General features: G+C 69.9%; 18 protein-coding genes. 8 read left to right on the top strand and 10 right to left on the bottom strand.

Annotated features, from left to right (window positions below):
* The first annotated feature begins 1 nt into the window (after position 1).
* Genes VKT83_10465 through VKT83_10480 form a run of 4 tightly spaced genes read left to right on the top strand, consistent with a single transcriptional unit; the run spans position 2 to position 4,451 of the window.
* Positions 2 to 1,570 (top strand): ABC transporter substrate-binding protein, encoded by a 1,569-nt coding sequence (locus VKT83_10465; protein ID HLY22877.1) that lies wholly within the window; start codon positions 2 to 4, stop codon positions 1,568 to 1,570.
* A gap of 9 nt (positions 1,571 to 1,579) precedes the next feature.
* Positions 1,580 to 2,521: an ABC transporter permease gene (locus tag VKT83_10470; GenBank protein HLY22878.1), complete on the top strand. Its 942-nt coding sequence runs from the start codon at positions 1,580 to 1,582 to the stop codon at positions 2,519 to 2,521.
* Complete coding sequence (locus VKT83_10475) at positions 2,514 to 3,350, top strand: ABC transporter permease (GenBank protein HLY22879.1); 837 nt, start codon at positions 2,514 to 2,516, stop codon at positions 3,348 to 3,350. The genes VKT83_10470 and VKT83_10475 overlap by 8 nt, the downstream gene beginning before the upstream one ends.
* Before the next feature lie 3 nt (positions 3,351 to 3,353).
* Entirely contained in the window at positions 3,354 to 4,451 is a 1,098-nt protein-coding gene (locus tag VKT83_10480) for an arginase family protein (GenBank protein HLY22880.1), read from the top strand.
* Here the strand turns inward: VKT83_10480 and nikC are convergent.
* Genes nikC through VKT83_10495 form a run of 3 tightly spaced genes read right to left on the bottom strand, consistent with a single transcriptional unit; the run spans position 4,390 to position 7,924 of the window.
* Positions 4,390 to 5,286, bottom strand: coding sequence for a nickel transporter permease (gene nikC / locus VKT83_10485; GenBank protein HLY22881.1), 897 nt, complete (start codon positions 5,284 to 5,286; stop codon positions 4,390 to 4,392). The genes VKT83_10480 and nikC overlap by 62 nt on opposite strands.
* A complete protein-coding gene (locus VKT83_10490) occupies positions 5,255 to 6,259 on the bottom strand; it encodes an ABC transporter permease (protein HLY22882.1) in 1,005 nt (334 codons plus the stop codon). Before VKT83_10490 ends, nikC begins: the two co-directional genes overlap by 32 nt.
* A gap of 30 nt (positions 6,260 to 6,289) precedes the next feature.
* On the bottom strand, positions 6,290 to 7,924 hold the full coding sequence (locus tag VKT83_10495; GenBank protein ID HLY22883.1) for an ABC transporter substrate-binding protein: 1,635 nt from the start codon (positions 7,922 to 7,924) through the stop codon (positions 6,290 to 6,292).
* Between the two features lie 188 nt (positions 7,925 to 8,112).
* On the opposite strand from VKT83_10495, the gene VKT83_10500 reads away from it, so the two are divergent.
* Genes VKT83_10500 through VKT83_10515 form a run of 4 tightly spaced genes read left to right on the top strand, consistent with a single transcriptional unit; the run spans position 8,113 to position 13,409 of the window.
* Positions 8,113 to 9,750 carry an ABC transporter substrate-binding protein gene (locus tag VKT83_10500; protein ID HLY22884.1) on the top strand — a complete coding sequence of 546 codons (1,638 nt, stop codon included), beginning with the start codon at positions 8,113 to 8,115 and terminating at the stop codon, positions 9,748 to 9,750.
* A 16-nt stretch (positions 9,751 to 9,766) separates the two neighbouring features.
* Positions 9,767 to 10,714, top strand: coding sequence for an ABC transporter permease (locus VKT83_10505; protein ID HLY22885.1), 948 nt, complete (start codon positions 9,767 to 9,769; stop codon positions 10,712 to 10,714).
* 2 nt (positions 10,715 to 10,716) lie between these two features.
* Positions 10,717 to 11,616 (top strand): ABC transporter permease, encoded by a 900-nt coding sequence (locus VKT83_10510; GenBank protein ID HLY22886.1) that lies wholly within the window; start codon positions 10,717 to 10,719, stop codon positions 11,614 to 11,616.
* Between the two features lie 17 nt (positions 11,617 to 11,633).
* Complete coding sequence (locus VKT83_10515; GenBank protein HLY22887.1) at positions 11,634 to 13,409, top strand: M28 family peptidase; 1,776 nt, start codon at positions 11,634 to 11,636, stop codon at positions 13,407 to 13,409.
* Between the two features lie 50 nt (positions 13,410 to 13,459).
* Here the strand turns inward: VKT83_10515 and VKT83_10520 are convergent, their stop codons facing one another.
* From VKT83_10520 to VKT83_10550, 7 genes are all read right to left on the bottom strand, one after another.
* Entirely contained in the window at positions 13,460 to 15,184 is a 1,725-nt protein-coding gene (locus VKT83_10520; GenBank protein HLY22888.1) for a M28 family peptidase, read from the bottom strand.
* Entirely contained in the window at positions 15,181 to 16,416 is a 1,236-nt protein-coding gene (locus tag VKT83_10525; protein ID HLY22889.1) for an ABC transporter substrate-binding protein, read from the bottom strand. The genes VKT83_10520 and VKT83_10525 overlap by 4 nt, the downstream gene beginning before the upstream one ends.
* 36 nt (positions 16,417 to 16,452) lie before the next feature.
* The gene (locus VKT83_10530) at positions 16,453 to 16,755 is read right to left on the bottom strand and encodes a hypothetical protein (GenBank protein HLY22890.1); all 303 of its coding nucleotides are present in this window, start codon (positions 16,753 to 16,755) and stop codon (positions 16,453 to 16,455) included.
* Entirely contained in the window at positions 16,756 to 17,028 is a 273-nt protein-coding gene (locus VKT83_10535) for a hypothetical protein (protein HLY22891.1), read from the bottom strand.
* An 84-nt stretch (positions 17,029 to 17,112) separates the two neighbouring features.
* Positions 17,113 to 18,039: a proline dehydrogenase family protein gene (locus VKT83_10540; GenBank protein ID HLY22892.1), complete on the bottom strand. Its 927-nt coding sequence runs from the start codon at positions 18,037 to 18,039 to the stop codon at positions 17,113 to 17,115.
* Positions 18,039 to 19,058 carry a PQQ-binding-like beta-propeller repeat protein gene (locus VKT83_10545; protein HLY22893.1) on the bottom strand — a complete coding sequence of 340 codons (1,020 nt, stop codon included), beginning with the start codon at positions 19,056 to 19,058 and terminating at the stop codon, positions 18,039 to 18,041. Before VKT83_10545 ends, VKT83_10540 begins: the two co-directional genes overlap by 1 nt.
* Before the next feature lie 203 nt (positions 19,059 to 19,261).
* Positions 19,262 to 19,846: a hypothetical protein gene (locus tag VKT83_10550; protein ID HLY22894.1), complete on the bottom strand. Its 585-nt coding sequence runs from the start codon at positions 19,844 to 19,846 to the stop codon at positions 19,262 to 19,264.
* Positions 19,847 to 19,935 lie beyond the last annotated feature (89 nt).

Raw genomic sequence — 19,935 nt, forward strand, 5'->3', positions numbered from 1 at the left:
GATGATTCGGGTGATCGCGCTGGTCTGCCTCGCGGCGGTGGCGGTGTCGGTGGCCGGTGTCCCGGTGCGCGTCGGTGCCGCGGAGCCGGGCGGGACGCTTCGCGTGGCGCTCACGTCGGACGTCGTGAAGCTCGATCCGCACCGCGCCAACGACTGCTTCTCGACCTACGTCTTCGATGAGATCTTCGACACGCTCGTCGCGCTCGACGACCACCTCAACTTCGTGCCGCACGTCGCCGAGTCGTGGCAGGCCGCGCCGGACGGGACGGTGTGGACGTTCAAGATCCGCAAGGGCATTACGTTCAGCGACGGCTCCCCGCTGACGGCGAAGGACGTGGCGTTCTCGTTCCACCGGATCCTGGACGTGCCGGAAGCGGTCTCCGGCAAACTGTCCAAGGTCAACATGATCGCCGCGGTCGACGTGGTGGACGATTCCACCGTGCGCTTCCGGCTGAAGCGGCCCTACGCGCCGTTCCTCGGTGCGGCCCGCCAGCACATCACGCCGCAGGCGGTCGTCGAGCGGATGGGCGACGAGGCGTTCAACCGGGCGCCGGTCGGCTCGGGTCCCTTCCGGCTGCGGGCCTGGCGGAAGGGCGAACAGGTCACGCTTGTCCGCAACGACCGCGCCTGGCTCAAGAAGCCCAATCTGGACTCGGTGGTCTTCCGGCCGATCGAGGACGGCACGTCCCGCACGCTGGCGCTCCTGGCCGGCGAGGTGGACATGGTGGACAGCCTGCTGCCGCAGATGATCGACCGCGTGCGGAGCGGCGGCTTCACGGTCATCATCAAGCCCAATCTGTTCTACCAGTACCTGGGGTTCCGGCAGTACGCGTCCCCGTACACCAACGTGAAGTTCCGCGTGATGGTCCAGCAGGCGATCGACGTCGACCGGCTCGTCGCCACGGTGTACGGCCGCGGCGGCACGCGCGCGTACTCGCCCGTCGAGCCCGGCCTCTGGCCGCGGGACGAGGCGGCGTGGAAGGCGGCGACGCCGAAGTACGACCCGGCCAGGGCCAAGGCGCTGTTCGAGGAGCTGATCAAAGACGGCGTCATGACCAAGGACACGCCCATCGTCGTGCACGTGTCCCAGAACACGGACACGCAGAAGATCGGCGAAATCGTCGTGACGAGCCTGAAGCAGATCGGGGTCAACGCGACGCTCAAGGTCTCGGAGTGGACCGCGTTTCTCGACAACGTCATCAACTCCAAGGACGGCGAAATCTACACGCTCGGCACCTCACCCGCGCAGCCCGATCCGGACGCGGTCTACGCCTGGCTCTTCGCCACCGCGTCCAACAACGGCGGCAATATCCTGGGCCTCAAGGCCGTCGACAACAAGGCGGTGGACGACCTGATCGCGCGGGCGGCCGCGACGACCGACCGCCGTCTGCGCGAACAGCTGTATGCGCGGATCAACCAGACCGTGATCTTCGACCAGCGCTACCACGTCCCGCTGGTGTACCCGAACCAGATCGTCGGATTGAGCGCGAAGGTGCACGATCCGATCCCGATGCCGATCTGCGGCTCCTGGATGGTGACGAGCCAGCACAACACCTGGATGTCGCGGTAACCGGGTCCGGTGGCTCAGTTCGTCGCGCGGCGCATCGCGTTCCTGATCCCCACGGTGCTCGGCGTCGCGTTTCTGGTGTTTCTGCTGCTGCATCTCGTGCCGGGGGATCCGGTGCGGGTGATGGCCGGCGCCGACGTCTCCGAGCGCGCGGTGCAGGAGCTGCGGACCAAGCTGGGACTGAACCGCCCGCTGCTCGTCCAGTTCGGCTACTATCTGCTGGGTCTGCTGCACGGCGACATGGGCACCTCGCTGCGGTTCGACGACACCGTTACCTCGCTGGTGCTGGCGCGTTTCCCGGCGACGCTCGAGCTCGCCGCGGTGTCGCTCGCCCTCTCGCTGGCGGCCGGGATCCCGCTGGGCGTCGTCGCGGCATTCCGCGTCCGCTCGGTGTGGGACGCGGCGTGCACGACGGTCTCGCTGCTCGGCGCGGCCGTGCCGGTGTTCTGGCTCGGCATCCTGCTCGCGTATCTCTTCGGCGTGGTCCTGAAGTGGCTTCCCATCACGGGGCGGGGCGGCCCCTTGTGGACGGCTGCCGGCTGGGCCCACATCGTGCTGCCGGCCGTGTCGCTCGCGGTGACGCAGCTCGCGTTCACGACACGGCTGGTGCGCGACCGGATGGTCGAGGTGCTTGGGATGGATTACGTGCGGTCGGCGCGCGCGAAAGGGCTCAGCGAAGCGCGCGTCATCTACCACCATTCCTTGAAGAACGCGATGATCCTGATCGTCGCGAACACGGGCCTGCAACTCGGCTACCTTCTCGGCGGCTCGGTGCTGACCGAGACGGTGTTCGTGTGGCCCGGGATGGGCCGTCTGGCGGTGCAGGCGATCTCCGGGCGCGACTTCCCGGTGGTACAGGGGGTCACGCTGGCGTTCGCGGCGTCGTTTGTGCTGATCAACATGGTGGTCGACATGTGCTACATGTGGCTCGACCCACGCCTTCGCTATGCGTGAGTTTTGGGAGCGGTTTCGAAAGAACCGCCCGGGCGTGGCCGGCCTCGTGCTCGTCGGCCTGCTCTTCGCGGTCGCGGCCGCCGCGCCGGTGCTGTCGCGCTGGAGGCCCGACGCGATGGATCTGGTGCTTCAATACCAGCCGCCGTCGTGGCACCATCTACTGGGGACGGACGAGTTTGGGCGCGACGTCCTGACCCGGATCTTCTACGGCGCGCGGGTGGTGATCGGCGTGGCGCTGCCGGCGACGGCGCTGGCCCTCGGCCTCGGCGTGACGCTGGGACTCACGGCCGGACTCAACGGCGGGATGGTGGAGCAGGTGCTGATGCGGGTGATCGACGTGCTGCTTGCATTCCCGAGCCTCGTGCTGGCGATCGGGCTGGTCGCCGCCGCCGGGCCGAGTCTCGTCAACATCATCCTCGTGATCGGCGTGACGCGTGCGCCGACCTACGGCCGGCTGATTCACGGCATGGTGCTGAGCCTGCGGCACCTCGAGTTCGTCGACGCGGCGCGGGCCACGGGGGCAACGATGTTCCGCATCGGCGCCCGGCACATCTTGCCGAACGTCGTCAGTCCCCTGCTGGTGTACTCCAGCCTGACGGTCGGCGCGAGCATTCTCACCATTTCCGGGTTGAGCTTTCTCGGCATCGGGGTGCAGCCGCCGGCGGCCGACTGGGGCGTCATGCTGACCCGCGGCCGCGAGTACCTCATGGTGGCGCCGTGGATTCCGTTCTTCCCGGGGCTCGCGATCTTTCTCACCGTGATGGGCTTCAATCTTCTCGGCGACGGGCTGCGCGACGCGCTCGACCCGCGCCTGAAGCTGGTGGCGTAGGCCGTGCGGCGAAAGAACGCGCGGCCGTCGAACCGCGCCGTCCCGGCGCCGGTTCCCGCGACGGACCGGGGACTGCGCGTGCGGCCCCACACCTTCTTCGGCTGCCCGCCGCGGGACGGCGCGGGCCCGCGCACCGACGTCGCCTTTCTCGGCGCGCCGTTTGACCTCGGCACGACGCTGCGGCCGGGCGCCCGCTTCGGGCCGGACGCGGTGCGCGCGGCGTCGGCGTGGTGGCAGTACGCGCGCGACGCGGACGCGCGCGCGGGCTCAGACGGCGCCGCGGCGGCCGGCCCCGACACACCTGCCGCGGAAGGGTGGTACGATCTCGACGCCGGGCGCTGGATCCTCCGCGGCGTTTCAATGGCCGACTGGGGCGACGTCCGGATCACACCGACCGACCTCCACGTCAACCTCGACCGCATCACGGCGGGCGTCCGCGCCGTGCTCGAGGCGGGCAGCCTGCCGGTCCTGGTCGGCGGGGACCACGCGGTCACCTATCCCGCGATCCGCGCCTTCGCCGGCCGCGGGCCGCTGCACATCGTGCAGTTCGACAGCCACCAGGACTTCAACGACGAACGCCACGGGGTGCGCTTCGGCCACGGGAACGTGACGCGCCGCGCCTCGGAGCTGCCGTTCGTCACGGGGGTGTCCCAGATCGGCCTCAGGAGCCTCCAGAAGTACACCGATACGCTGGACGCCGGCCGGCGGTACGGCATCCGCACGGTGAGCGCGTCCGAGCTGCGTCGGGGCGGACCGCGCGTCGCGGCGGCCGCGGTGCCGGCGGGCGCGCGCTGCTACCTCACGCTCGACATCGATGGGCTCGACATCGCCGCCGCCCCGGGCACCGGCACCCCGGAACCCGGCGGGCTCACGTTCCCTGAGATGCGCGACGCCGTGCGCGCGATCGCGGCGCGCTGCCGCGTCGTGGGCCTGGACCTGGTGGAGGTGTCGCCCCCGTATGATTGGGCGGAGGTCACGTCGCGGACGGCGGCGCGTCTTTTGCTCGACACGCTCGCCGCGATCTTCGACGGAGCGGCCGCTACGTCACAGACCGCAGCCGCGGGTCGAAGGCGTCCCGGACCGCGTTCCCGAGGAGGTTGAAGCCGAGCACCGCGAGGAAGATCGCCAGCCCCGGAAACGTCGGGTACCACCACGCGTCGACCATGTAGCTGCGGGCCTGGGCGATGATCGCGCCCCACTCCGGCGTGGGCGGCTGGGCACCCAGCCCGATGAAGCTGAGGCTCGCGCTCGCCAGGATGGCGAACCCGATGTCGATCGACGCCTGGATCACGACCGTGGTGCCGACGTTCGGCAGCAGGTGCATCAGTAAGATGCGCGGCCGCCCCGCCCCGAGTGAGACCGCGGCGAGGACGTACTCCTGCTCCCGCAGCGAGAGGAGCTGGCCGCGGACGAGCCGCGTGTACCAGGGCCACCACGAGAGCGCGATCGCGACCACGCTGTTCGACAGGCCCGGACCGAGCGTGGCCGCGATGGCGATCGCCAGCACGAGGCGCGGGAACGCGAGAAAGACGTCGGTCGTGCGCATGATCACTTCGTCCATCCACCCGCCCCAGTAGCCGGCGATCAGGCCGAGCCCGACGCCGAGCACCATCGCCAGAACGAGCACGACCACCCCGACCAAGAGCGAGATGCGGGCGCCCGTGAGCACGCGGCTCAGCAGGTCGCGGCCGAGGTCGTCCGTGCCGAGCCAGTGGACCGGCGACGGCGGTCGCAGCTTGTCGGCGGCGGAGATGTGAAACGGATCGTACGGCGCGGCGGCCGGGCCGGCGAGCGCGACGACCACCAGCAGCCCCACGATCGCGATGCCGATCCACGCCGAGGGGATGCGGGCGAGCAGCCGGAACGAGCGCTGCAGGTAGCTCGTGCCGCGGCGCGGCGCCCGGCTAGTAGCGGATACGCGGGTCGATGACAGCATACAAGAGGTCGACGCCGAGGTTGACCAGGACGAAGGTGAGGGTCAGCAGCAGCGACGTGCCCATGATCGCGGAGTAGTCGAACGCCGTGATCGCGTTGACGCTGTAGAGGCCGACGCCCGGCCAGTTGAAGATCAACTCGACCAGGAAGACGCCGCCGAGCAGGCCGCTCGTGTACAGCCCGAGCACGGTCACGACCGGGATCAGCGCGTTGCGCAGGCCGTGGTGGACGAACACGCGCGACGACACGAGGCCCTTCGCCCAGGCGGTCCGGATGTAGTCCTGCGACAGCGCCTCGAGCATCGTGGAGCGGGTGATGCGAACCGTCGGGGCGAGTGAGGTGAGGGCGAGCGTCAGGCTCGGCAGCACGAGATGGCTCACCGCGCTCCCAAAGTCACCGAGGTTGCCGGCCAGCAGGCTGTCGACCACGTACAGGCCGGTGACGTGCGGTGGAGGCATCGCGGTGATGGCGAGCCGCCCGGAGAGCGGAAACCAGCCGAGGCTTCGCACGAAAATGAGCTGCAGCAGGATGCCGAAGAAGAAGATCGGAAACGACAGGCCGCTCACACTGAGCACCTGCGCGGCGAGATCGATCGGGCTGCCGGCGCGGACCGCGGAGAGGATGCCGAGCGGCACGCCGAGCACCACGGTGAGGAGCATCGCGGCCGCGGTGAGCTCGATTGTGGCCGGGAAATACTGCAGCAGATCGCCCAGCACCGGCGCGTTGGTCAACATCGAGACGCCGAGATTGCCGCGGGCGAGTTTGCCGACGTAGACCAGGTACTGCTCGGGCAGCGGCCGGTCCAATCCGAACGCGTGGCGCACGGCCGCCACCTGGTCGGGGCCCGCGTGCTCGCCGGCGATCAGCTTGGCGGGATCGGCCGGGATCAGATGCGTCAGCACGAAAAGGAGAAGGCTCACCCCGATCAGCAAGGGCGGGATCAGGGCGAGCCTTCTCAGCGCGTAGGCGGCCACTCCCCCTCCGGGGGGACTACGGCGAACGGTCTACGTCTTCGAGATCCCGTACACGTCGAACGTGTTGCCGAGCCACGGGTTGTAGCTGTAGCCTTCGACGTTGGCCCGCATCGGCACGCGGTTGATGAGGGTGCCGATGAAGACCGCCGCGGCCTCCTGGACGACGATCTTCTGCGCGTCGCGGAACAGGGCGTTGCGCTTGCCCTGGTCCGTGATCTGGTTGGCCTGCTTCATCAGCGATTCGACCTTGTCGTTGGCGTAGAAGCTGAAGTTCCATCCCGCGGTGCCCCATCCGTCGCGGCCGAAGGTGGCGTCGAGCATCGCGGACGGGTCGGCGTAGTCGGGATAGTTCCGCACCGGCAGCAGGTCGGGCGCCGTCTCCGGCTTCCCGGCCTTGTCCAGCAGCACCGACGACGTCATCGACTGGATGGTCACGTTGATGTTGAGGGTTTTGAGCTGGTTCTGGAGAATCTCCGCCGCCTTCTGGAACGTCGGATCGCCCTGGAAGAGGAACAGGCTCAGCGTAAAGCCGCCGTTCGGATGGCTCGACTCGCTCAGCAGCTGTTTGGCCTTCGCCATGTCGAACTTGTACGGCTTGTCGGACGGCGAGAGATGCGAGGGGTCGCTCTGCGGGAGCGGCCCGTACAGCGGCGCCAGGTTCCCGTTGAAGATCAGGCTCTTCGCGCTCTCATAGTCGAACGCGTAGGAGAGCGCCTGCCGGACCTTCACGTCGTTGAGCGGCGCGCGCTGGCAGTGCATCGCGATGTAGAAGATGCGCTGCGTCGGGAACGAGGCCACCTTGATGCCGGATTCCTTGGCGAGCGCGTCGATGATGTCGGGCGCCACAACCGTGAGGATGTCCGCGTCGCTCCGCTCGAGCATCAGCCGCTGAGTCGACGCTTCGGGCGTGATCTTGAAGATGACCGTCCTGACGTGGTTGCCCGACCATCCGCCCCAGTAGTCGGGGAACGCCGACAGCACCACCTGGCCGGCGCCTTTGTCGTAGCTCGCGATCCGGTACGGGCCCGTGCCGGCTTCGTTCGCGGCGAACCAGCCCTGGCCCATGTCCGTGCCGGAGGCGTGGCCGCCGACCGCGGTAGGGCTGACCATGAGGGCGCCCGACACCGCCGCGAGCTTCGCGAGAAACGCGGCGTCCGGACCGGTCAGGTTGAACCGGACCGTCAGCGGATCCGGCGTGTCGATCGTATCCACCGTGCCTTTGTACGCGTAGCCCATGCCGCGGTTGATCTTGATGAGCCGCTCGACCGTGCTTTTGACCGCGGCCGACGTGAACGGGGTGCCGTCGTGGAACTTGACTCCGGACCGGAGCTTGAAGGTCCAGTGCTTCGCGTCGGGCGTGCTCTGCCACGACGTCGCGAGCCTGGGTACGACCTGGGCCGTCCCGCCCTTCAGCGTTACCAGGCTCTCATAGACGCCGCGCGTGATGCGAACGGTATTGTCATACACGATCTGCGGATCGAACGTCTGCACGGACGTGTCCTGAGCGACGACCAGGGTCTGGGGTCCCACGCCGGCCGCGGCGGCGCGAGCGGGCCGGAGCAGGTCCTGGACGCCCGCGGCGCCCGTGCCGACGGCGGCGGCGCCGAGCCCGGCCTGCAAGAGTTTTCGGCGGGTTAGTACAGACCGCGAGCCGGATTGCCTCATGCGTTCTGCCTCCTTGTGCGTTTCTCGTGGTTCGCCGAACGGCGGTGACGGTCTTGTAACGAGGATGCGTGCCGGGGGGTTCGGATGGGAGGCCGCCAAGTCCTCTGTGCGGCGCGAAGGGAGGCGGGCGGCGCGTACCGAATCTGCTCATCCCTGTTCTTACCGGCCGTTCCTCAGGAGGTCCGTCCATGAAGGCAAGCGACAGGTCCGAGGATCGACGGCACACCGCGATGCGCGTCGGCCGCCGGGAGCTGCTCCGCCTGGCCGCCCTCGCGGGCGTGGGAAGCGGTCTCGCCGGCGCGTTCGACCCGTTCCCCGCGGCCGCGGCGGCCGCGCGCGGCGGGGTCTGGCGGATGGCCATTCCGGGGAATCCGACGGCGTACCCAATCACGATTCCCGGCAAACTCGTCGACATTCTCGTCGACAAGACGTTGTTCAGCACGCTCGTCAAGTACGAGCTGCGGGGCGGCGCGATCGTGGTCGTGCCGGACCTCGCCGAGTCGTGGAGCGCCAACGCCACCCTCACCGAGTTCACGTTCCGGCTGCGGAAGGGCGCCAAGTGGCACGACGGCCGGCCCGTCACCGCGGACGACGTGAAGTTCTCGATCGACGCGCAGCTCAACCCCAAGGTGAACGCCGGCATGGCCGGCGTGGTCTCCGCGATCTCTCAGGTCACGGCCGTCGACCCCGCGACCGTGCGGATGACGCTCAAGGCGCCGTACGCGTCGCTGCCGGTGATGCTCGGCTACAACATCGCGATCGTTCCGAAGCATCTGCTGGAGGGGCAGGATCTCAACCAGCCGGTGGCGTTCATCCAGCATCCGATCGGCAGCGGGCCGTTCAAGTTCAAGGCGTTCGCGCAGGACAGCCATCTCGAGGTGGAGGCGAACAAGGACTACTACGGCGGGGCGCCGCTCCTCGACGGCATCGTCTTCAAGGTGATCCCGGACGGCAACGCGCGGCTCGCGCAGCTCAAGTCCGGCGACATCGACTTCACGGTGATCGATCCGCCGCAGCTCGCCGCGGTGCAGGGCGTGCCGAACCTCCAGGTCCGGCGGGCCCCTCAGGTCAACTACTATTTCTTCGCGATCAACCACCAGCAGCCGAAGTTCGCCGATGCGCGCGTCCGCCAGGCCCTCTCGTACGCGATCGACAAGCAGGCGATCGTGAAGAACATCCTGAAGGGCGACGGCCGCGTGGCCACGGGCCCGATCAACCCGCTGCTCGGCCCCTACTACAACGCCAAGGTCGAGGCATATCCCTACAGCCTCGAAAAAGCGCAGGGACTGATGGCCGAGGCCGGCTGGAAGAAGGGCCCGGACGGCGTGCTGGCCAACGCGAAGGGCGAGAAGTTCACCCTGCTCTTCAACGGGCCGAAGGGCTATCCGGTGATGGAACAGGTGATCACGTACGCGCAGCAGCAGTATCAGAAGCTGGGCGCCGACGTCACGCTGGATATCGTGGACTGGCCCGTCCACCTCCAGAAGTACCACGACCGCGCGTACGACCTGCTGATGGAGTGGTGGATCACGCCGCCGAACGCCGACCTGTACGACCACTACTACAGCCAGTCGTCCAACAACTGGTGGTCGTACAACAATTCGGCGCTGGACAAGATGCTGATCGCGGCGCGCACCGAGCCCGACGAAAAGAAGCGGATCGCGATGTACCACGACATCCAGGCCGCGATCGCCAAGGACGTGCCGGTGATCTACCTGTACTATCCGCCGGAGCTGCAGGCGATGAGCACGCGGACCCAGGGCCTGCCCCTCATCGGGTATCGCGACGCGCTGACGTGGATGACCAAAGTGTGGGTCCGCTCCTGAGCGCCTAAGCCGTTTGATGGCCGGATACGTGCTGCGCCGGCTGGCGCAGGCCGCCGTGCTGCTGTGGATCGTGAGCGTCGTCACCTTCGTGCTGATCCACACCGCGCCCGGCGGGCCGGCCATGTTACAGAATCCCGACCTCGGCCGGGACCAGATCGCGCGGTTCCGCGCCAACCTCGGGCTCGACGACCCGCTGCCGGTGCAGTACCTGCGCTGGCTGCGCGCGGCGGCGCGGGGCGACTTCGGGCGCAGCTACAACACGGTGGAGCCCGTGCTGCGCCTCGTCGGCACGCGCCTGCCGAACACGCTGCTGCTGACCGGACTGGCGCTCGGTCTCGCGATCGCGCTTGCGATCCCGCTCGGCGTGCTCAGCGCGACCCACCGCAACACGGCGATCGACCGGGCGATCGCCGGCGTGAGCTTCCTCGGCATCTCCACGCCGGTCTTCTGGCTCGGCATCGTCCTGATCGTCGTTTTCTCCGTGCAGCTCAAGGCCCTCCCGGCCGGCGGCATGTATCAGATCGGCGCCGGGTTCTCCGTTGCCGACCGGCTGCGGCACCTGGCGATGCCGGTGTTCGTGCTGACGATCGCCAACCTCGCCGAGGTCACGCGCTACACGCGCTCGGCGATGATCGGGGCGCTGGGCGAGGACTACGTCCGGACCGCGCACGCGAAGGGCATGCCCGCCGCAACCGTGCTGTTCCGCCACGCGCTGCGCAACGCGCTCATCCCCGTGATCACGATCGTCGGCGTGTACCTGCCGCGGGCGGTGAGCGCGACGGCGATCACGGAGACGGTGTTCTCGTGGCCCGGCATGGGGCAGCTCGCGGTGCAGTCGGCCGCGACGCGCGACTACCCGGTGGTGCTCGGTGCGACGCTGGCCGTCGCGGTGTTCGCGGTGGGAAGCAGCCTTCTGACCGACCTCGCGTACGGCTACGCCGATCCGCGCATCCGGCTGGGGTAGTGATGGCGGCGCCATCCCTCGCGCGCGGCGCCGTGGCGGACCGGCCGGAGCCGCGCCCCCCTCGCCGGATCGCGTGGCGGCGCTTCAGGGGCAACGGGACGGCGGTCGCGTCCGCGGCGTTCCTGCTGCTCATGTACGCTGTCGCCGCGGGCGGCCCCGCGATCACCCCGTACCCGCCGAACGCCGTCGACATCATGAACGCCAACGCGCGCCCCTCGCCGGCGCACTGGCTCGGCACCGACGAGAACGGCCGGGACGTGCTCGCGCGGGTGATCGCCGGCGCGCGGACGACGATGACGGTCGGGCTGATCGCGATGGTCATCGCCGTCGTGATCGGGGCGTGCGTCGGCAGCGTCGGCGGCTACCTCGGCGGCTGGGCCGACGGGGTGCTGATGCGGTTTACGGACGGCATGATGGCGATCCCCTACTTCTTCCTGGTGCTGATCGTCGTCGCAGTCTTCGGCTCGACTTTCCGCAACATCCTCGCCGCGATCGGCGTCACGAGCTGGATGGTCGTGGCCCGGATCGTCCGCGGCGACGTGCTGCGGTACCGCGGGCTCGACTTCGTGCTCGCGGCGCGGGCGCTCGGCGCGCGCTCCGTCCGGATCCTGGTCCGGCACATCGTGCCGCAGGCCGCGCCGTCGATCATCGTCGCGGCGACGTTCGGCGTGGCGAACGCGATCCTCCTGGAGTCGGCGCTCAGCTACCTCGGGCTCGGCATCCAGGCGCCGCAGGCGAGCTGGGGCAACATGCTCAGCAACGCGCAGGCGTACGTGTGGGAGAATCCGCTGCTCCCGGTCTATCCGGGCTTGCTGATTCTCGTCACCGTGCTGGCGTACAATTTTCTCGGCGACGCGCTGCGGGACGCGCTCGACCCGCGGTATCGCGAGAGCGACGTGTAGGAAAGGGGGCGGGCGGCATGAGTGGTACGGCGGAGATCACGGGGTGGAGCGACCCGGCGCTGGAGGGGCGCGTGCTGGACGGCGTCTCGCTGAAGGTGCCGTGGCGGGTGGTCGAGGACTTCTCGAAGCTCGTGCGGCTCTCCGGATCGCCGGAGGAGCGCCGGGCGTTCGAGATCCTGACGCGCCACCTCGAGAAATGGGGCGTGCCGCATCAGCTGCACGAGCCGATGTGCTTCATCTCCATCCCCGGGCCCTCGACCGTGCGCTGCAACGGCGCCGCCTACCGGGCCAAGACCCCCGCGATGTCGGTCTCCACCGGCGGGCAGGACGTGACGGGCGAGCTCGTCTACGTGCGCGGGACCGGCGGCGAGAGCGCCTACGACGTCTTCTCGACCGGCGTCGAGTTCGGCGGGACGCGCGTCGCGGGCAAGATCGTTCTCACCGAGGGCATGGCGTCGCCCGGCAAGGTCAAGGACCTGATGGCGGCCGGGGCGCTGGCCGGCATCTTCATCAACCCCGGCCAGAACATCCACGAGGGCATCTGCACGACGATCTGGGGCACGCCGGACCTCGACTCGGCGCCGCGGCAGCCGTCGATTCCGGTCGTCGCGGTCAACCATCCCGACGGAACGGCGCTGGTCCGCGCCGCGCAGCAGGAGGCCCGCGCGTCCGTCGCCACCCAGCTCGACACCGGGTGGCGGAGGATTCCGGTGCTGGTCGCGGAGATCCCGGGACGTCAGGCGCCGGACGAGTTCGTGCTGCTGCACGGGCACCTCGACGGCTGGCACTACGGCGTCGGCGACAACGCCACGGGTGACGCGACGATGCTCGAACTCGCCCGCGTCTTCTGGCGGCACCGCCGCCGTCTCGCGCGCACGCTGCGGATCGCGTGGTGGTCCGGCCACTCCCACGGCCGCTACGCCGGCTCGACCTGGTACAGCGACGCGCACGCCCTGGACCTCGCCCGTCACGGCGTCGCGCAGGTCAACTGCGACTCGCCGGGCTGCCGCTGGGCGACGACCTTCAACCACCTGACCGCGATGAGCGAGACGGTGCCGCTCGTCGAGGCGGCGATCCGCTCGACGGCCGGGATCACGCCCCAGCCGGAGCGGCCGCCGCGCGCCGGCGACTACTCGTTCAACGACATCGGACTGTCCTCGTTCTACATGCTCAGCTCGACTATGTCGGAAGAGGACCGGGCGGCGAAGCACTACTACGCGGTCGGCGGCTGCGGCGGCAACATCGCGTGGCACACCGAGGACGACCTCATGGAGATCGCGGACAAGGACAACCTGCTCCGCGACATGCGCGTCTACGCCGCGTCGGTGCTGCGCGTGCTCCAGGCGCCGGTACATCCGTTCGACTGGACGCGGACCGCGGCCGAATTTCGCGACACGCTCGAGCAGTATCAACGGGCGGCCGGCGGGCAATTCGACTTCGGCCCCGCGCGCGCGGCGCTCGAGGCCCTTCAGGCCGGGCTCGAATCGTTTTACGGCAAGGCCCCGGCGCGGGGCACCCCCAAGACGGCCGCGGTGCGGCGGTTCAACGCCGCGCAGCGCCGCCTCGGCCGTCTGCTCATTCCCGCCAACTACAGCCGGGTGCCGGCGTTCTGGCACGACCCGGCGGTCAACGTGCCGCCGCTGCCCGATCTCGCGCCCGCCCTCGGCGCGTCGCGGACGGCCGGGAACGCGGCGCAGGAAGGGATCCTGCGCGCGCACCTGACCCGCGGGCAGAACCGCCTCGCCTGGGCGCTCGAGCAGGCGCGGGAGGTGGTGGAACGCGGGACGCGTTGATGCCCGGCTGCGTCCCGGTGGACACGTGATCGCGCGCCTGCGTCAGCGCGCTAGGAGACGGATCCCAGGCAGTCTTCCACGATCCGGCAGGCCGTCTGCACCGCGTCGAGCACCGCGTTGCGGCCGCGGACGAGGTCGACGCGCAGGAACTTCGCTTCCTCGCCGTCCGGCGGCAGCGCGGCGAGACGGCGGGCGCCGGCGAGCCGCGGCAGGAACTCGTTGTCGAGCGCGGGATCGTGCGCGTACCGGCCGGCGACCGTGTACGTCGCCGGAATCAGCGTCCGCCCGAGCAGCCGGTAGCACTCGTTGATCACACGGGCCCGTTTGGCCGCGGGGGCGGCTCCGGACGACGGGGTCGCCTGCGCGGCCGCCTGGGCGAGCCGGCCGCATAACTCCTCGAGGCGTCCCGCGGCCGAGACCGCCGGCGCGAGATCGAACGACGGTCCCGCCTCGCGAGCGATCGCCCGCAGCTGCCTGTTCAAATCCGCGGCCGCCGCGGCGTAGTCGAGCGGCAGGATCGGATCGGTCAGCAGGCGGTCGAGGGCCAGCTCGAAGATCCTCGCGTCGCGGACGAGCCGCTCCGGATCGATCTTGTCGAGCGTGTCGTGCGGCGTGTGCCACCACCAGCCGAGGCTCCCGTCCTCCTGATGCGACAGCGAGCCGAAGAGCGACGGGATCCCGATGCCGAGGAACGACTGGTCGGAATCGCGTCCGACCCGCTTCGGCGCAAGCGCGGCGCCGGCGACCTCCCGCACCGCCCACGCGCCGAGCGCAGACGTCTGCGGCATCGAGTTGGTGACGAAGCGGTCCGCGCCGGCGCCTCCGACGGAATCGATGTTGACGTGCGCGACGCAGTGTTCGGCGAGGTCGGACCAGTGATTGTCCGCGTACCAGGCGGAGGACGAGTACCGGCCGTGCGAATGGCCGGACCACATCGCCGCGCGCAGGCCGCGGCGCCACGCGGCGCGCCGTTCCGCCAGCACGCGGGCGACTTCGAGCGTCGTCGCGTTCGCGCTGCCGTTGTCCATCGCGCCGAGGTGCCAGCCGTCGAGGTGTCCCGAGAACAGCACGAACATCTCCGGCTCCGCCGCCGCGTGGCCCGCGTCGAGGTCGGCGAGCACGATCGGGGTGGACGTCCATCCCGTCCGCACCTCGGCCGCGAAGCGCACGGCGGTGCGCCCCTCGGCGCAGAGACGGCGCAGCGCCTGGCCGTCCGCCTGGTGGACCGATACCATCGGGATCGCCGGCAGCGTGCCGGCGGTGCTCGGCGCCGGGTTGCCCCACACCGGCGAGACGCACATCTCGTGCGCGTGCCGGCCGCTGACGAAGACGAGGCCCGCGACGCCGAGGCGCGAGCCCAGCACCGCCTGCTCCGGTGTGGCCAGGTCGTCCACGAGCGCGATCTTGCCCGCGGTGCCGGCGGACCCGCCGCGGGCAACCATGTAACTAAAGCCCGCCCGCGCGTAGTCTTCGGGCCGGCCCTTTCCGACATCGACGAGATCCGCGGCGACCCCCGCCGCTTGCGTGGACCGGCCCATCGAATGGGTGATGCAGAACACGTCGCGCGGCGCCGGATGCGTGACCGCGAGCGAGGCCGCTCCCGGCAGGCTGATGTATGCGTCGTGCGTCACGATGCGGGTCTCGTAGCCGGCGGCGCGGAGCTGCTCCGCCGCGTAGTCCGCGGCGTTCCGCTCCTCGACGCTGCCGGAGAGGCGCGTCCACCGGGCGATCTGCCGGTTGTACTCGACCAGGCTGGACTGCGAGACCGCGCTCACGGCAGCACCACCGCGTGCGTGGCGAACTTCGGCGGCCACACGAGCGCCCGCGTGTTCGGCGCGATCCACTCCCAGATCACGCTCGCGGCGCGGAGGTTCTCGCCGGCGCCGGCGGTCCCCGGCGCGCCGAAGGCGAGCCCGGCGCCATTCGGCAGGGCCCCGTCGGGCAGCGCCGAGCGGCGCGCGGCGTCCGCGATTCCGGCCGCGCTGAAGTCGCGGGCGCGCGGGAGGACGTCCCCGAAGAGGGCGATCCCCCCGGTGAATCCGGAGAGCGCCGGCTCCCAGAGGGGGTGTCCGTACCGCCGTTGGAACTCACGCTGCGCCCAGAGCAGCGCCCGCGCCGCGTCCGGGGTCAGCGCGCGCGTGGGCAGCAGATCCCCGGTCTTGTCCGCGGAGAACACGCCGACCGCGCCCGCTCCGAGGCGCCGGCCGAACTCCGGCATGATGTAGGCGGAGCAGCCGCCGATGTTGACCGCGAGCGGCACGTGGGCGCGCAGAATCGCCTGGCGCAGCGCCACCGCGTTCTCCATGTAGGCGCCGACGATCAGCACGTCCGTGCGCGAGGCGGCGATGCGCGCGGTGAGGGCGGCGTAGTTTGCCCGCCACGGATTGAACGGCACGCTCGCCGCGAGCGGGAGGCCGGACCGCCGGATCTCCGCGATCTCACCCTGTGCCTCCGAGCGGCCGAACGCGTCGTCCACGTAGACGACCGTGTAGCGGAGCGGGCCCGGCCGCCGGAGCCGGGGAGCAAGTTGGTCGCGCACGAAGGCGACCGCTTCGCGCCCGAGGACGCCGCCGCTCGGGGCGACGCGGAAGAAGTACCGTCCGGGTCCCGCCTCCGCGGGGATCTCGCCCACGGCGCCGGTTTCCCAGTAGACGACTCCGAGGTGCGCCGCGGTCTCCGCGGCCGGCCGCGCGATGACGCTGCCGTAGGTGCCGGCGATCGCGGTCACACCGCTCTCCGCCAATTGCTCGACGGCCGCGGGCGCCGAATCGGACGACGGCGCGGACGCGAGACGCACCTCGACCGGGCGTCCGCCCACGCCGCCGCGCCCGTTCACGTAATCGGCGGCCAGGAGCAGCCCGTGATACTCGTCGACGCCGGCGCCCGGCGCGGCCTGCGGGCCCTCGACCGGGTACACCGCGCCGACGACCACCGGTCGTCCCCGGCCGGCGGCGGGGAGCCCCGCCGTCAGCGCCAGGAGGAGTGCGGCTGCTGCGACACGTCGCATCGGTGACTCACCTCGGATGAGCGTTCTTCGCCCCGGCTACCGGGGCAGCCTGCAGAAACCCTGCGCTTCGATCCGAAACGCGTGGTTGAACCGGCTGCGGAAATTCTCGAAAGCGACGTGCGCGGTCAGCTCCACCATCTGCTCCGAGGAAAAATGGGTGCGCAGATCCGCGAACAACGCGTCGCCCGTGTCGTGTCCGGAAATGGTCATCCCGTCCGCATAGGCGAGGACTTTTCGCTCGAGCGGCGTGAACAGCGGGCTCGTCGCGTACTCCGCGAGGCGCGCGAACTTCTCCTCGTCGATGCCGGCCGCCTGTCCCGAGGCGGTGTTGATGTCCACTCAGAAGGGACAGCCGTTGAGCGACGCCACCCGAACGTAGACGAGATACTTGAGGCCGGCCGGGATCAGCACCGCTTCGCTCATCGCCTTGCTCCACGTTTTATAGGCCGCGAGCAGCGCCGGGTGGTGGGCCCAGACCGCGGTCGTATTCAGCGGGGCGCCGAATCGCCGCGTTTCGTCCTCTAAGAGGCGGCGCACCGGCTCGGTCAGGATCGATGGATCGGGCGGTGCGAGCCGGCTCGCGTTGTGCGGGCGTGTATTCTCAGACGTCATGGGGGCCTCCGCCGAGTCGTGGGGTTCTCGACGGTGCGCTGTCTTCGGCGGCGCGTCACCGGGCCCCCGCGCCGCATCCGCGAGCTATGGGCGCAGGAGATTCCGCACGACGAAAAGGACATTCGCGGGCCGTTCGGCCAGCCGCCGCATGAGATAGGGATACCATTCGGGGCCGTGCGGCGCCGCCACCCGGACGCGGTAGCCCTGCCCCGCCAGGTCGATCTGCAGCTGCGGGCGCACGCCGAGCAGCATCTGGAACTCGAACGCCGCGGCGGGGATTTCTTCCCGCGCCGCAAAGTCCGCGACGTGCCGGATGATCCGGTCGTCGTGCGTCGCGACCGCCGTGTAGGCGCCGGCGAGAAGGGCTCGTTCGACGAGGCGCACGTAGCTGCGATCGACGTCGGCCTTGCGCGGGTAGGCGACGTCCGCGGGTTCCAGGTAGGCCCCTTTGACGATGCGCACGTTGGGCGTGAGGGGCAGCAGATCGGCCAGATCGCGCTCGCTGCGGTAGAGGTACGCCTGCAGCGCGACGCCTACCCGCCCGCAGCCCGCCTCCCGCAGCCGGCGGTAGGTCCGCAGCGTGGCGTCGACGCGCGGCGATTCTTCCATGTCGATGCGCACGAAGTTGCCGCGCCGCGCCGCGTGCTCGACGAGGCGCGCGGCGTTACGATACGCGACGTCTTCGCCGAAATCGAGCCCCAGGTTCGTGAGCTTGACCGCGATGTTGGCCTGCAGCTGCTCGCCGTCGATGCGGTCGAGGACGGCGACGTACTGCCGGACGATCGACTCCGCGACGGCCGCGTCCGTCACGCCTTCGCCGAGCACGGTCGTGTTCGCGAGCAGCCCGTGCGCGTTGAGCCGGCGCACAACCGGCACGCACTCGTCCAACGACTCTCCCGCGACGAAGCGCCTCACGCCGGTCCGGCGGCCGTAGCGGCGCGCCGCCGCCGCCAGGCGGGGATCGTTGGCCGCGGCCAACAGCACATGCCGGACCAACGACGCCCGCGGCATTACCGGCCGAACGCCGCCGGCTTGAGGTCGACGCCGTCCGGGTCCTTGAGGTAGCCGGGTGTCCGGCCGGCCACGCCCGTCACGCCGTACTGCCACAGAATCCGCTTGGTCCGCCGGCTCAGGACGATGACGCGGTTGTTGTCGTCGTCGTTCAGGAGAAAGTTGCCGTTCGGCAGCTCGATCGCCAGCGAGGGATGGTTCAGCATGCCCGGGCCCGACTTCGGCCCGTATGACCACAACAGTTTCCCGGTGCGTGAAGCGACCACCACCCGTCCGGGGTGGACGTAGTCGACCGTGAGATACTCGCCGGCGCGGGTCAGCTGCGTGTCCGACGCGTAGGCGACCGGCAGCGGGATGCGGTGGACGATCCGGCCGGTCGCCAGGTCGAGCTCCGACGCGCTGCGCCGTCCGATCTCCGTCACCAAAAGATGCCCATTGGGCAGCGGCGTGTCGCCGTTCGGGGACATGAGGTGCCCCTCCCCGGCGTCGCAGCGTCCCGTCTTGCCGAACTGGCGCTGCACGTGGCGGGCGGGCGGGGGATCGAAGAGCAGGACCCGGCAGTTCTTGATATCGGCGACGACCACGCGGCCGTCCGGCAGCTGGTAGGCATCGTCCGGCGTGTTGAGATAGCCGGGGGCGCTGCCGGGATGGCCGGCGTGGCCGTACTCCCAGACGATCTTGTGCGTCGCATAGTCGATGATGGCGATCATGTGGTTGTCTTCCTGGTTGGTGATGATCGTGCGGCCACCCGGGGTGTAGAACGCGTCGTCGGGGTCGACGAAGGTCTGGCCGGGGGCAAGGTCGCCGGGGCGGGGGAACTCCCATACGATGCGCTTGTCGGGGGTGACTTCGAGGACGCGGTTGTTGTCCGCGTCGGCGATCAGAACGTTACCCCTGAGCCCGACGTCCTCGCCGTCGGGAGCGGCCTGGACGGCCGGTCCGTCGGACAGTCCGGCATACGGCAGCGCAAGAAGCGCGATGACAAAGACGGCGCGAGCCCACGATGCATGTCGAAACACAGAGCGTTCCCTCCCGTCGCCTCGAGTGGACGGTGTTGTCCCCGGGGCCCCTAATTGTTCTTAAGACTAACTCCGGTGTGATCCGCGGGAATATCGGGTGGAGGTTTGATACGGTATCGGGTGAACAACCCGGCGGGACGCTCGGGGCGCCCCGAGCGTCCCGCCGGCGCGATCAGCGGCGACGAGGCGGCGCCTCCGAGCGGCTACGCCGAACGCCGGTGTTTCAGATGGTCCCAGCCGTGCTTGATCGTCTCCCGGAGGCGCTCCCACATGTTTTCGCCTTCCACGATCCGGTATCCGTGCGAGGCGGCCCACGTCGGGAAGGTCGCCTCTAGGCCCGGCGCCACGTCGTCCCACGGCCGGCCGATGTAGCGCGGGTCCATCGCCATCGTGTCGGCATACCGGTAGCCGACTTCGTGGTCTTCCCATCGGGCTCCCGAAGCACCGAAGCGGCGTTCCCACATGCTGCGGTATGCGGGCGCGCGCTCGTCCCACTGTCCCGTCCAGGGATCGACTTCCACGCGCTCGACATCCAGCGCGGCGTCCCACGCCGCGCGCACGGCATCCTTCACCCGCTCCCATGAGGCGTCGCCGCCGCCGTCCGGCACGTGCCGCGTCAACCATCCAGGATACTCGGCCCGCAACTCGGCCTCGACATCTTTCCACCGCCGGCCCTCAAACCTCGGGTCGAACACCATCTCGTCGGCGAACTGCTTCGCGGGCGGCGCGTCGTCCGGCATCGGGCGCGGCGTGCGCTCCGTCTTGGGTGCTGCGTTCCGCTTGGCCATCGGAGGCCTCCCCGCCGCCTCAGGCGGCGTGCTGTTGCGCTATATGTTGAACTTACCCCGGAAGGTGGCCGGCCTCAGCGCGCCGGCAG

This window comes from bacterium, from assembly GCA_035308905.1.
Taxonomy (GTDB): domain Bacteria; phylum Sysuimicrobiota; class Sysuimicrobiia; order Sysuimicrobiales; family Segetimicrobiaceae; genus DASSJF01.

Excerpts from the sequence above, each read along its gene's own strand:
- VKT83_10465 (HLY22877.1), top strand. The coding sequence starts at position 2 with ATGATTCGGGTGATCGCGCTGGTCTGCCTCGCGGCGGTGGCGGTGTCG.
- VKT83_10475 (HLY22879.1), top strand. The coding sequence starts at position 2,514 with ATGCGTGAGTTTTGGGAGCGGTTTCGAAAGAACCGCCCGGGCGTGGCC.
- nikC (HLY22881.1), bottom strand. The coding sequence starts at position 5,286 with ATGCTGTCATCGACCCGCGTATCCGCTACTAGCCGGGCGCCGCGCCGC.
- VKT83_10495 (HLY22883.1), bottom strand. The coding sequence starts at position 7,924 with ATGAGGCAATCCGGCTCGCGGTCTGTACTAACCCGCCGAAAACTCTTG.
- VKT83_10500 (HLY22884.1), top strand. The coding sequence starts at position 8,113 with ATGAAGGCAAGCGACAGGTCCGAGGATCGACGGCACACCGCGATGCGC.
- VKT83_10505 (HLY22885.1), top strand. The coding sequence starts at position 9,767 with ATGGCCGGATACGTGCTGCGCCGGCTGGCGCAGGCCGCCGTGCTGCTG.
- VKT83_10510 (HLY22886.1), top strand. The coding sequence starts at position 10,717 with ATGGCGGCGCCATCCCTCGCGCGCGGCGCCGTGGCGGACCGGCCGGAG.
- VKT83_10515 (HLY22887.1), top strand. The coding sequence starts at position 11,634 with ATGAGTGGTACGGCGGAGATCACGGGGTGGAGCGACCCGGCGCTGGAG.
- VKT83_10525 (HLY22889.1), bottom strand. The coding sequence starts at position 16,416 with ATGCGACGTGTCGCAGCAGCCGCACTCCTCCTGGCGCTGACGGCGGGG.
- VKT83_10535 (HLY22891.1), bottom strand. The coding sequence starts at position 17,028 with ATGACGTCTGAGAATACACGCCCGCACAACGCGAGCCGGCTCGCACCG.
- VKT83_10540 (HLY22892.1), bottom strand. The coding sequence starts at position 18,039 with ATGCCGCGGGCGTCGTTGGTCCGGCATGTGCTGTTGGCCGCGGCCAAC.
- VKT83_10550 (HLY22894.1), bottom strand. The coding sequence starts at position 19,846 with ATGGCCAAGCGGAACGCAGCACCCAAGACGGAGCGCACGCCGCGCCCG.